We start from the raw sequence: 12,785 nt of genomic DNA on the forward strand, positions 1-12,785 counted from the left end.
TGGCGGATTAGTGGCTATGTTTGAACCTTTCATTTGTAGTTATCAGGGGTTGTTGCTCGCCGGCTGCGATGAAGTGGGGCGCGGGCCGCTGGCTGGCGATGTGGTAGCCGCTGCAGTGATCCTTGACCCGGAAAATCCTATCGAAGGTTTGGGTGACTCAAAAAAACTCACCGAAAAAAAACGTGAGTTGTTGTTTGACGAAATAAAATTAAAAGCGAAAAGTTGGTGTGTGGCGCGCGCAAGCGTCATCGAAATTGACCAGATAAATATTCTGCAAGCGAGTCTGCTTGCCATGACTCGCGCCGTTCAAGGCCTGCATATTCAACCAGAACACGTGCTCGTTGATGGTAACAAATTACCTAAGTGGAGCTACAAGGCAGAAGCGGTTGTAAAGGGAGATAGTCGCGTGGCGGCTATCAGCGCCGCGTCTATTCTTGCCAAGGTTGTTCGTGACCGTGAAATGGTGGAACTGGACAAGCAATACCCAGGCTACGGGCTCGCAGATCACAAAGGCTATCCCACCAAAATGCATATGGATGCTGTAGTGCGATTAGGCATTACGCCTATACATCGTAAAAGTTTCGCACCCGTGCGTGCGCAAATTGAACAAATAGAATTATTTTAATGAGCGCTATTTGCGATTCGGATTTACAGTTTTTAAAGCCGGGTAAACGTGTCTTGTTAAGAACCTACGAAGGGGGTTTGGTCGCTCCGATCGATGTAAAGCCTGAACAAAATTATTGGTTGCTGATTGGTTCAAAGGCTGTCACCTTAAAACGAACGGATGACAATCAACGTGTGCTGCTTCTGTTTGAAAAAAGCTTTTCTGATTTGGGTTTGCAGGCCGATGAGAGCGAAGAAAATAGCCTGTGGATTTTAATCAGCGATGTAAAGTTTGTGTGCCGATACTAAAACTTAAGACCTAATCATTACTAATTATGACCGCTAATTTTGTACATCTACGCTTGCACACCGAATTTTCGCTTGTCGATAGTTTGGTGCGCATTAAAAAGCTCGTTAAGCGCGTAGCTGAATTAAATATGCCTGCGTGTGGCATTAGCGATCAATGTAATTTTTACGGTTTGATTAAGTTTTATAAAGCCGCGCAAGGTGCTGGCATCAAGCCAATTATTGGCAGCGATTTTTGGGTCGCCAGTAGCGACAGCGAAGGTAAGCCGACCATCGTCACTTTGCTAGCCATGAACGATATCGGCTATAAAAATATTATTGAACTGATTTCTCGCGCGTGGAGACAAGGCCAGCAGCAAGGCATTGCCTACGTGCACCGCGAATGGATTAGCGAGTTTAGTGAGGGATGCGTTGCCCTCTCCGGTGGAAAGTTCGGCGATGTAGGTATGAGTTTGCTCGCCGGGCGCGCGGAGCAAGCGCAAGATTTGTTGCGTGGTTGGATGCGCGATTTCCCCAATCGTTTTTATTTGGAGCTGCAGCGTACCGGCCGCGAGAACGACGAAAATTATTTGCACTCCGCAGTAGCGCTTGCGGATGCGCTTCAATGCCCAGTCGTTGCTACCAACGATGTGCGTTTTATTAGTCGCGACGAATTTGAAGTACACGAAGCGCGTGTGTGTATCAGCGAAGGCCGCACATTGGATGATCCTCGCCGCGAGCGTCGTTACAGTGAACAGCAATATTTGCGTTCAGCGGAAGAAATGGCAGAGCTGTTCAGCGATATCCCCGAAGCTTTGGAAAACACGCTCGAAATCGCCAAGCGTTGCAACGTTACTATTCAAATGGGCAAATACTTTTTGCCGGAATATCCCATCCCTGAAGGTATGACCGAAGCGGATTTCTTCCGCAAAATTTCCGAAGAAGGTTTGGAAAAACGTCTTGAACGTATTCTCGATAAATCCGCACCGGATTACGCTGAGCGCCGCAAAGTTTACGACGACCGTTTGAAGTTTGAGTTGGATATTATTATCCAAATGGGATTCCCGGGTTACTTCCTCATCGTAATGGACTTTATCCAGTGGGCGAAAGATCACGGTATCCCTGTCGGACCGGGTCGTGGTTCTGGTGCGGGTTCGCTCGTCGCTTATGTGTTGCTCATTACTGATCTTGACCCGCTGCAATACGATTTGCTGTTCGAACGTTTCCTCAATCCAGAACGTGTGTCCATGCCGGATTTCGATATCGATTTCTGTATGGATGGTCGCGACCGCGTGATTTCCTACGTGGCCGATAATTATGGCCGCGATGCCGTAAGCCAAATCATCACCTTCGGTACCATGGCCGCCAAAGCGGTGGTGCGCGATGTGGCGCGTGTGCAGGGTAAGTCCTACGGCTTGGCGGACAAACTCTCCAAAATGATTCCGCCCACGCCAGGCATGACACTCGCGCAAGCGCTGGAAGAAGAGCCGCAGCTCAAAGAATTTTTGGCAATGGACGGCGATGCTCAGGAAATCTGGGAAATGGCCGTCCAGCTGGAGGGTTTGACCCGTAACGTGGGCAAGCACGCGGGTGGTGTGGTTATAGCCCCGACCAAACTCACGGATTTCGCACCGCTTTACAGTGATGAAACCGGCAGCGGTCTTGTGACCCAATTTGATAAGGGCGATGTGGAAGAAGCGGGCTTGGTGAAGTTTGACTTCCTCGGTTTGCGTACGCTTACGATTATCGATTGGGCGCGCATCATGATCGATAAACAGCGTGCGCGATTGGGCGAAGCACCGCTCGACATCAGTGCTATCCCACTCGACGACCCCGCCACTTTCTCCCTCCTCAAGCGTGCTGAAACTACCGCGGTATTCCAGCTTGAATCGCGCGGTATGAAAGACCTGATCAAGCGCTTGCAGCCGGACAACATCGAAGACCTTATCGCTTTGGTAGCCCTCTTCCGCCCCGGTCCCTTGGAGTCGGGCATGGTGGATGACTTTATCAACCGTAAGCACGGCCGCGCCCAAGTTGCTTATCCTGATGCGAAATTTCAGCACCACACTTTAAAGCCCGTACTTGAGCCGACTTACGGCGTTATCGTTTACCAAGAACAGGTAATGCAAATCGCGCAGGTGCTCGCCGGTTATACGCTCGGCGGTGCGGACATGCTGCGCCGCGCCATGGGTAAGAAGAAGCCCGAGGAAATGGCCAAACAACGCTCGGTGTTTGAAGAGGGCGCCAAATCCATGGGCGTTGATCCCGACTTGGCGATCAAGATCTTCGACTTGGTGGAAAAGTTCGCGGGCTACGGTTTTAACAAATCTCACTCCGCTGCCTACGCAATAGTTTCCTATCAAACCGCGTGGCTCAAAGCCCATTACCCTGCGCACTTTATGGCGGCGACCATGTCATCGGACATGGATAAAACCGACAAGGTGGTGACCTTCATTGAAGAATGTCGCCACATGAAATTGAAGCTCCTGCCACCCGACGTAAACTCCGGCGAATTTCATTTTACGGTGGATGAAAAGGGCAACATTATTTACGGTTTGGGCGCAATCAAAGGCTTGGGCGAAGGCCCGGTAGAATCCATCATTGCGGCCAGAAACGAGGGCGGCCCCTTCAAAGATCTGTTCGATTTCTGCGCCCGTGTCGATCCGCGTAAAGTCAACAAGCGCGCGTTGGAAGCAATTATTCGCTCCGGCGCGGCTGATAACTTGGGCCCCACGGTCGGAACACCGCAACACAATCTCGACCACGATCGCGCTGTTATGTTCGCGTCCATGAGCGAAGCCGTAAAAACCGCGGAGCAAGCCGCCGCTAACACCAGCGCGGGCATGATGGATTTGTTTGGTGAAGTCATGGCTGCGGACACTGGCCACAAAGATGTCTACGCCGACTTCCGCCGCGTGCGCACCTGGACCATGAAAGAGCGCCTGAATGCAGAGAAAGAGACGCTCGGCCTCTATCTTACCGGCCACCCCATCGACGAATACGAAAGTGAATTGCCTCATCTGGTTAGCTCGCGCATCGCAGACCTAAAGCCGGACAAGTACGAGCCGCGCGGAGAAAAAGGTAAAGAAGAAAAGCCTCGCCAATCTGTTGCGGGTTTGGTTGTCGCCCAGCGCACCATGAAAACCAAACGCGGCGATACCATGGCGTTCGTCACGCTAGATGACCGTACCGGGCGCATCGAAATCGCCGTGTTTGCGGACACCTATTTGAATTGCCGCGATGTGCTATTGAAAGATGGCCTCTTGGTGATCGCCGGCCAAGTGAGCATAGATGACTTTAGTGGCATGTTAAAAATGCGTGCGATGACTATTCGCCCCTTAGCTGAGTTGCGGGAGGAGCGAGTTCGTGAACTGTGCGTAGAATTGGATTCTGGCGCGTTGCCCGCGAACTTTATCCGCCAAATGGCTGATATTCTTGAGCCCTATCGAGGAACTCCTACCCATACCGCGCGTTGTCCTCTGGTTATTGATTTTCGTCGAAGCAATGCCAAAGCTCAGCTTAAGCTCGGAGCTGAGTGGAATATCCGACCTGAGGACGAACTCCTGCAAAGCTTGCGTGATAGGTATGGCGTTAATAAAGTGAAGCTTAATTATTAATGGTGTCGATTTTTTTTACATAAAACGCGTGAAATATATCTTTTTGTGACAAAAATCCGTTAATTTTGTGAATTGGCTATCATTTCATGGTTGAATTATAGACGTCTCATTGAGGTATTAAGCCATTCTTCATTCTTTTTTAGCTCTTGGTTATATGTTGCATATCGCATTGTCGGAAGAATTTACATGCCACTTTTTTAAATAGTTTTGCTTAAAACCATTCATCACTCATGTCGTGTAAAATCTCATTTTCTGCTTATAAAGAATAGCGCCTAACCCAATGTTTAGAGGGGAGTCGGACAAAAAAGTAATCTCTCGCTTATGTTGGCCTAATAAATGCATTAACTATGTTGAGCGTAAATTATCTTTTTTCATTAATGGAGTTTCAAATGAAGTTGAATAGTTGGAAGTTATTAAAAAGCTTCGCAGCTGTGGCGTGCATAGGAGCAATTTCTATTAGCGCTGCTGCAAAGCCGGTTTTGACCCCACCACCAGCGCCTACGCCGGCACCAACTAGTTTGGTATCGGCCAGTGTATTGTGTTCTGCATCAACTACTACCACTAGTCTTATTTATAACCCTAGTTATGAAGGATGCTTGGGTGCGTATCAAGGCAATATTGATAATCAGTTGGGCTTGATTGCTACTACAGTTAACGCGACTCCTTGGGCTTCATATTTTTCCTCTAGCTATTTCTCTAGCGAGTCTTATAGTGCTGCTGGCAACCCATTTGCTCAAGACGAGGGCGCCAATGACGACGGTTATTTGAACTTTGATTTTGCTTTAACCGGCAAATTTACGCTTGGAATTAAGCAAGGCAATGCGTTTTCACTCTATTTCTTTGATGGATCTGATATCAGTGGTGGTGTATCTCAGATTCGCATTGACTCTAACGGAGTCAAGAGTTCAAGTAGCATATCCTATGTGATCTCTCATGCTGGCTTTTTTGGTACTCCAACAGCCTATGAACCTCCACCCCCACCACCAGTAAAAGTACCAGAGCCTTCATCTGTTCTGTTGTTTGCTCTTGGTTTGTTTGGTTTAGTGTTGGCGCGTAGAAAAGCTGTCTAATTCAGCTGAGTGATTGAAGTAAAAAAGGCCCCGATCTGATCGGGGCTTTTTTTTGCTTAAAAAATTTGTGATTTATTGCTGACTAAAGTGTGAAGTATTTTTATTTTTAATAGCTATTTAGTTGTCAAATTAGGTTTTGTAGATTTTCTTATTTCAGAACCAAATAAAACGCTGCTTTTTGTGGGAAATTCGCTAGTGTGAAGCTTAGTAAAGCGCCAAAAAAATTTTTTATGGTCATGTTTAAGTCGCAGTTTCTGATTATTTTTCTTGTGTGCCTGTGTGGATTGGGGGTGGCTTATTTTTTGATGAGCGCATCCGATGCTCCATCAAAAGAAATTCGAGCTAGCTCGTCTGCAGAAACCAATGTTGAACTTGACCCAAATATCAATGCGCGGTTGGAAAAAGCCGATAGGGTTTTACAGGCCGCACAAAGTCTGACTAATGAGGCTACCAAGCCTGAAGCTAGTTCGGTCAAGCGCTCTGCTTCAGGCTGGGCACTTGCCGAACCGAGTTTGCCACAACCTAGCATCAAGCTGAGTGAGCAAATTTCTATTTTTCAGGCTATTGAGATCAGTCGTCCAGAGGAAACGCCGAGGGTAGGCGACCAGATTAGCTTTCCCATGTTTCATGGTGAATCGGTTTTGGTTGATGTCCAGTCAGTCAAAAACCATTCCGATGGCAGTTACAGTTGGAGTGGCCACTTGGTTGGTCACGGTGACGATTACCCGGTAGTAGTAACTTACGGGGAGCATTCGGCGTTCGCCACAATAACCACACCGGAAGGAAGCTACACCATGGAATCTGTCGATGGTTTGGGATGGCTTTATAAAAATCCTTCGGAGTTTGAATTATCAAAACCCGGGAGTACAGACGTGTTGGAGATTCCAGAGGCTCATCAGCCTTAGTAGCAGTTTTGTTGTGCAGTTAAAGTTAGCAGTGTGAAAAGTATTTTAGATTGTTATGGCTTTAAAGGATGCGCACTTTTTTCAATCAGGGACGGTTTTTAGTAAAGTCACAGAGGTTTATATGCGAGTGCTGAAATATTTAGCAAGTGGATTAGTTTTTTGTTCAGGGTTGTTAGGGGCTTCCGCTTTTGCGGCGAATACAGTCATAGATGTTCTGGTCGTCTACACTCCGGGTGTTGCCAGCTCTTATGGTGGCGATCCAATTCCCCGGTTTAACCAGCTGTTCCAAGTTACCAATCAGATATATTTGGATAGTAATCTTCCGCTTGAAATTCGCCTCGCCAAATCAGTTATGGTGGACTACACCGATGACAATACGGCGGAAACTGCGCTCAACGATATCACTTATGCCAGCAATCCTGCTTTTGCGAGTATCGCGGCCTTGAGAGATCAGTACAAAGCTGACATGGTTCTTTTCTACCGTCCCTTCAAATCAATTCAAGGAGGGTGTGGATTGTCTTGGGTTGGAGGTAGGGGGACAAGCGGGGATTTTTCAATCGCGTCATTAAAGAACTATATGTATGCCCACGTAGGGATAACCACCTGCGGTGATTACGTTACTGCACATGAGCTGGGGCACAATATGGGGCTCATGCATTCGCGCAAGCAGGACGGTACTGGTGGCACTTTCCCGTACGCATTGGGCTATGGTGTAGATAATGTTTTTACTACCATCATGGCCTATCAAAGCGCGTTCAATGTCGATTATTGGGCGGGAAAGGTTTACAAATTTTCTAGCCCGGACTTAATTTGCAAAAATTTGCCTTGCGGTGTTTCTCGTACAGATAGTGTTAATGGTGCCGATGCGCGTTACACCTTAAGCATAACTGCGCCCCAAATAGCGAAGTTTTATTCAGACGTGGTTTCCAGCGCGAGTTCCAGCTCTGTTTCTTCAAGCCAAAGCTCTACAAGCTCCGTGGCTTCTAGCCAAAGCTCGCGGCAATCTTCATCGAGTTCATCAAAAGCAGCTCCTGGAAAAACCCGGTTGGCAAAAGATAAATACGATGCGGCTTTGCTGGACTTGGCGAATAACACGGCGCTGGCTGATAAGAAGTTTGCTAACGAGGCGGCTCTAAAGCGGGATTTGGACGGTGCTATTGCGGCTTTGACTCAGGCTAAGGCAACTTATGTTCAGATGTTCGGGCAATATAAGGCTTCATCCGCGACTTTAGCGACCTTAAAAGCGCAGCTAGACAGCGCATTAGACGTGATGAATAAAGCAGGCGGGAAGAATGAAGACAAACGTAAAAGCTATTTGGCTTTGGAAGCCAAATACAAAGATCAGCTCGCTAAAGTGCAGGTACATTCAAGTTTGGCGTTGAAAGCGCAGGCTCGTTTGGATGCATCTACTGCGGCGCTGTCCAGCATAAATTCCTCCTATTCAGCTGCGCGTCATGCCGCTGAAGAAGCCAGAGCTTTGGTTCAGGTGCTGCAAGAAGTGGCCAAAAAGGCGCTCTCAGACTATAAGGTTGCAGCGGTCACCAGCACTAATTGATCTGTGGGTCTCTTGGGTTCCGATGTGAAGTCTAAAAGCCTCGATGTTTTCGAGGCTTTTTAATTTGTGGAAGCACATTATTGACAGCGTGTTTGGTTTGGGTTTCAGCATTGAAAGTAGCGTATAGATTGGTCGATTGCGGGGGAAAAAGCATGAAAAGGTCGACTAAATGTGCCATTTCGCGTAAGGTAGCGACCCAAATAATGTGCCGATAGGTTGGACAATCTTACCTCCTCCTAACGAATCACTTCATGTATTCCGTGGTAGCGCACTACCCACATATAGAGCTAATAACTGCTATGAATCTGAATTATCTGGATTTTGAACAGCCCATCGCCGAACTTGAAGGCAAGATTGAAGAATTACAGCTGGTTGGCAACGCAAGCGATATCAATATCGCCGATGAAATTGCCAAGCTGCGCCAAAAAAGCAGCAAGCTTACCGAAAGTATTTACTCCAAGTTGACCTCTTGGGATATCGTAAAAATCGCTCGTCACCCGCAACGCCCTTACACCTCTGATTACATTCCCCGCTTGTTTACCGATTTTGATGAGCTTCATGGCGATCGCCATTTTGGTGATGACAAGGCCATTATCGGTGGTGTAGGCCGCTTGGATGGTAAGCCTGTTATGGTAATTGGCGAGGAAAAAGGCCGTTCAGTACAAGAAAAGGTTATGCGCAATTTCGGTATGCCCAAGCCAGAAGGTTACCGTAAAGCCTTGCGCTTAATGGAGATGGCAGAGCGTTTTAAAATGCCTGTTATCACGCTCATTGATACCCCCGGTGCTTACCCAGGTATTGACTCAGAAGAGCGCGGTATTTCTGAATCTATCGCGCAAAACCTCGCCGTGATGTCGCGCTTGCGCACTCCGATTATTTGTACCGTGATTGGTGAAGGTTCATCCGGCGGTGCCTTGGCGATTGGTGTGGGTGACCAGCTCAATATGCTGCAATATTCCACCTACTTTGTTATTTCCCCAGAAGGCTGCGCCAACATTATTTGGAAGACAGTTGCCAAAGCGCCAGAAGCTGCGCAGGCGATGGGTGTTACCTCTAAAGTGTTGCAAGATCTCGGTATTGTTGATGAAACCATTCCAGAGCCTTTGGGCGGTGCGCATCGCGATGTGGATGCCATGGCGAGCAAATTGCGTGAGCGATTGGTTCAACAAGTGGATAAGCTCAGCAAAGAGCCGCTCGATTCTCTGCTGGAGCGTCGTTACCAACGCCTGATGAGCTACGGTAATCCTTAAGTGTTAAAAAAATTCAAAAAGCCGCTGGTGAAAATCAGCGGCTTTTTTGTTGGCGAATCCAATCTACATAATTTTAATAAGAAGGAGTTAAGGGTGTTAAAAAAATCCGTCCTGCTAGTATTTTCTTTTTGTGTATTGCTAACACATCCCTTTGCATTTGCAGCAAAACCATCGTTTGAGCGCAAAGCCGCACCTTATCTAGAAGAATCTTACGCCGCATTGCGCAGCAAGCAAATCAGCGCTGTTGATTATGCGTTGCGCGTAGAGCTGGATGAGTCATCTACCTCCTTTGCAGGTGATATCACCATCAATTTCAATCTGACTAAAAACAACAAAATGCCGTTGACGGTAGATTTTGATGGCGGTGAGGTTTTATCTGCAGAGTTAAATGGCAAACCGATACAGTGGAAGCATGAGAAGTGGTTCATAACCTTCGCGCCTGAATTATTTCTGGCTGGAAAAAATAGTTTACGTATTCGTTATACCCATGCCTTCGCTACTGCTGGCGATGGTTTGCACAGATACAAAGATCAGGAAAGTAGCCGGGTTTATTTGTACAGTAATTTTGAACCTTACAACGCGCATAAAATGTTCCCACATTTTGATCAGCCGGATATCAAAGCCACCTATGTATTGGATGTTATAGCACCAAAAAAATGGCAAGTAATTTCTACAACTCGCGAAAATAAAATCGAAGAAACGGCTGATAAAAAGCATTGGTCCTTTCCGAAAACGCCCTTAATGGCATCTTATGTATTTTCACTCCACGCGGGTGAATATGCTGTATGGGAAGATAAAGCGGGCGACATTCCGCTGCGATTATTTGCGCGGCAGGAACTTGCGCAATACGTTAATTACAAGGAATGGTTTTTGTTCACGCAACAATCCTTTGCATTTTACAACCGCTATTTTAATTACCCCTATCCCTATGGAAAATACGATCAATTGGTCGTGCCCGATTTCAATAGCGGTGCTATGGAAAATATCGGCGCTGTCACCTTTAATGAAGCCTACATAAGCCGCAGCCCCAAAACCTATTTGCAGCGCATGCGTAACAATACGGTGATCTCTCACGAAATGGCGCACATGTGGTTTGGCGATTTGGTGACAATGAAATGGTGGAATGGGCTTTGGCTAAATGAAAGTTTTGCAACTTACATGTCGTATTTGCAAATGGCCGATAACTCGGAATTTAAAACCGATATTTGGAGCGGATTTTATAACGATGCCAAGCTATCAGCCTATGGCGCGGATTTCCAAACCACTACGCATCCGATTGATTTGCCGGTTGCAAATACGGCTGAGGCGTTCACCAACTTTGATGCGATTACTTACGGCAAAGGCGCCTCCGTATTAAAACAGCTTGCTATTTACGTAGGTGAAGAAAATTTTAGAAGCGGCGTAGGTGCCTATTTAAAAAAATATGCAAACAGCAATACAACGCTCAAGAATTTTATGGATGAAGTTGCGAAAGCATCGGGAAAAAATTTGAATGCATGGTCTGACGAGTGGCTATCAACCGCAGGCTTAAACACAATAGGTGTCAAATATAACTGTGCTAACTCCGGCGAAAAGTCAGTTGTTAAAAGCCTAGAGATACTTCAAGTTGGAACTAGCACTCACAAAACGCTGCGCCGCCAACGTACTCAGTTGGGTTTATACAAACTCAGTTATGAAAAGCTGATGTTGCAGAATAGCATTCCTGTAACTTATAAAAGTCTAAGCACTCCTGTTAGCGATGCAAAAGGTTTGGAGTGCCCTGATTTTGTATTTGGTAATCTGAATGATTGGGCTTATGTAAAAATTGCGTTGGATGAAAAACAGCGCAATTTGGCAGGGCCGCACATTAACAATTTTGATAACTTAACTCGCAGAATGCTATGGGAACACTTGTGGGATGAGTCGCTGGGCAGCAAACTTCCGCTCATTGATTTCGTCAAATTCGTCCAACAAAATCTTGCTGGCGAAACTGATCAACGTCTTGCTGCATCTGTTGTTTCACGTTACGCAACGGCAGCGGGCTACTTTTGGTTGATGACAAATGCAGGGCAAGATCACAAAGCTGATTTGTTAGAGATGGAACGTTTTGTATTGCAGCGTTTGGATGCAGCACCTGCAAATTCAGATCTTCAAAAAGTACTATTTGATATTTACGCTAATATCGCTTTCTCACCAGAGGGATTGGAGCGTTTACATTCTTATCTGCTCGGTAAAAATCTTCCACAGGCATTTGTGGTTGACCAGGATCGTCGCTGGTTGCTTTTACGCCGATTAAACCAATATGCCTATCAGGATTATCGCGAATTGACCGATGCCGAGCAGAAAAAAGATTTGTCTGATCTCGGGCGGCAAATGGCGCTTGTCTGCGAAGCCATTCGCCCTGAGCTAGCAACCAAAGAAAAATGGTTCTCGTTGTTGGTGGCAGAAAATAGTCCTTATAAATTTGCGACTCAACGCATTCTTATGCGATTCCTTTTTCCCGTTGGCCAAAATGATTTACGTAGTCAGTTTAACGGGCGCATTGAATCCCAACTGCCTATCATACAATCGCGTAACAACGATCGCTTTTTAGCAGCTTATACAGATAACTTGGTTTCACCACGGCAATGCACGCTTGAAGGAAAAGATGCGCTGGCAAAAGTGCGCGATCAATACGCGTCTCTCGGTCCAGCCGTATTTAAAAATTTGAGCAATGCCGTGCAGGATGAAGAGCGTTGCGTGAGTATGATGAAATTAATGGCTAAATAGTGGATTGACCGTGAGATGCACTATCAGCCACTTGTGGTGGCTGATAGTGCGCTGAATATTTATCGTTTGGGTTTTTGCGGTTTTGAAGCTTTTGGATTTCCGGTTCCTGTACCTTTCGTATTTAACTGATTGTTAAATTTTCTCGCGCTTTCAAACTTATCACCAAATGCTTTTGCCGCTGGTTTTTTAACGGTAGTTGCTGCGGCATTCTTAGTGCGAGTGTTTGTGCTCGCTTGCGCGCGCGCATTGGGTGATGGATTTCTGCTTGCCGGTTTTGTGTTGCGATTATTGGCCTTTGGATCTTCCGCTGGAATTAATGCAGAAGCAGCAGAACCAATTAAATGGCCTTTGCGCATTTTTACCAGAGCCTCACGAATCATCTGCCAGCCGGCGGGGTCGTGGTAGCGCAGCAAGGCTTTTTGCAAACGACGTTGCTCCAGCCCGCGTGGAATGGTTATTTTTCCGCTTTTGTAGGTCAACTTTTTGAGCGGGTTGCGCTCGCTTACATACATAGCCGTTGCCAAGGACATAGGCGATGGATAAAAGGTTTGCACCTGATCCACTTCAAAATTATTTTTCTTTAACCACAGCGCCATGTTCACCATGTCTTCATCTTTGGTGCCTGGGTGAGCGGCAATGAAGTAGGGGATCAAATACTGTTTTTTGCCTGCTTCCTTGGAAAACTTATCGAACATTTTTTTGAATTCGTAATAGCTGCTCATTTTGGGCTTCATCATTTGCGCGAGCGGGCC

At 46.7% G+C, this 12,785-nt stretch carries 9 protein-coding genes; 8 read left to right on the forward strand and 1 reads right to left on the reverse strand.

Annotated features, from left to right (window positions below):
* Positions 1-16: 16 nt before the first annotated feature.
* From rnhB to pepN, 8 genes are all read left to right on the forward strand, one after another.
* On the forward strand, positions 17-625 hold the full coding sequence (gene rnhB, locus U1F02_RS14050; RefSeq protein ID WP_409991037.1) for a ribonuclease HII: 609 nt from the start codon (positions 17-19) through the stop codon (positions 623-625).
* The gene (locus tag U1F02_RS14055; RefSeq protein ID WP_409991038.1) at positions 625-912 is read left to right on the forward strand and encodes a hypothetical protein; all 288 of its coding nucleotides are present in this window, start codon (positions 625-627) and stop codon (positions 910-912) included. Before rnhB ends, U1F02_RS14055 begins: the two co-directional genes overlap by 1 nt.
* Positions 913-938: 26 nt before the next feature.
* Positions 939-4,505, forward strand: a complete 3,567-nt coding sequence (dnaE, locus tag U1F02_RS14060; protein ID WP_409991039.1) for a DNA polymerase III subunit alpha — start codon at positions 939-941, stop codon at positions 4,503-4,505.
* A 389-nt stretch (positions 4,506-4,894) separates the two neighbouring features.
* Positions 4,895-5,575, forward strand: a complete 681-nt coding sequence (locus U1F02_RS14065) for a PEP-CTERM sorting domain-containing protein (protein WP_409991040.1) — start codon at positions 4,895-4,897, stop codon at positions 5,573-5,575.
* A gap of 290 nt (positions 5,576-5,865) precedes the next feature.
* A complete protein-coding gene (locus tag U1F02_RS14070) occupies positions 5,866-6,480 on the forward strand; it encodes a hypothetical protein (protein ID WP_409991041.1) in 615 nt (204 codons plus the stop codon).
* 121 nt (positions 6,481-6,601) lie between these two features.
* Positions 6,602-8,035: a M12 family metallo-peptidase gene (locus tag U1F02_RS14075; protein WP_409991042.1), complete on the forward strand. Its 1,434-nt coding sequence runs from the start codon at positions 6,602-6,604 to the stop codon at positions 8,033-8,035.
* A 299-nt stretch (positions 8,036-8,334) separates the two neighbouring features.
* Positions 8,335-9,285, forward strand: a complete 951-nt coding sequence (locus tag U1F02_RS14080) for an acetyl-CoA carboxylase carboxyltransferase subunit alpha (RefSeq protein WP_409991051.1) — start codon at positions 8,335-8,337, stop codon at positions 9,283-9,285.
* Between the two features lie 93 nt (positions 9,286-9,378).
* Positions 9,379-12,033, forward strand: coding sequence for an aminopeptidase N (gene pepN / locus U1F02_RS14085; RefSeq protein ID WP_409991043.1), 2,655 nt, complete (start codon positions 9,379-9,381; stop codon positions 12,031-12,033).
* A 59-nt stretch (positions 12,034-12,092) separates the two neighbouring features.
* Here pepN and U1F02_RS14090 read toward each other — a convergent pair.
* Positions 12,093-12,785: DUF3362 domain-containing protein (locus U1F02_RS14090; protein ID WP_409991044.1), on the reverse strand; the 693-nt coding region annotated here is incomplete at its 5' end.

The sequence above is a fragment of the Cellvibrio sp. genome (assembly GCF_046347455.1).
In the GTDB taxonomy this organism is placed as follows: Bacteria; Pseudomonadota; Gammaproteobacteria; order Pseudomonadales; family Cellvibrionaceae; genus Cellvibrio.

What these genes read in the sequence shown, in the direction of transcription:
- rnhB (WP_409991037.1), top strand. Translation starts at nt 17, where the DNA reads ATGTTTGAACCTTTCATTTGTAGTTATCAGGGGTTGTTGCTCGCCGGC.
- U1F02_RS14055 (WP_409991038.1), top strand. Translation starts at nt 625, where the DNA reads ATGAGCGCTATTTGCGATTCGGATTTACAGTTTTTAAAGCCGGGTAAA.
- dnaE (WP_409991039.1), top strand. Translation starts at nt 939, where the DNA reads ATGACCGCTAATTTTGTACATCTACGCTTGCACACCGAATTTTCGCTT.
- U1F02_RS14065 (WP_409991040.1), top strand. Translation starts at nt 4,895, where the DNA reads ATGAAGTTGAATAGTTGGAAGTTATTAAAAAGCTTCGCAGCTGTGGCG.
- U1F02_RS14075 (WP_409991042.1), top strand. Translation starts at nt 6,602, where the DNA reads ATGCGAGTGCTGAAATATTTAGCAAGTGGATTAGTTTTTTGTTCAGGG.
- U1F02_RS14080 (WP_409991051.1), top strand. Translation starts at nt 8,335, where the DNA reads ATGAATCTGAATTATCTGGATTTTGAACAGCCCATCGCCGAACTTGAA.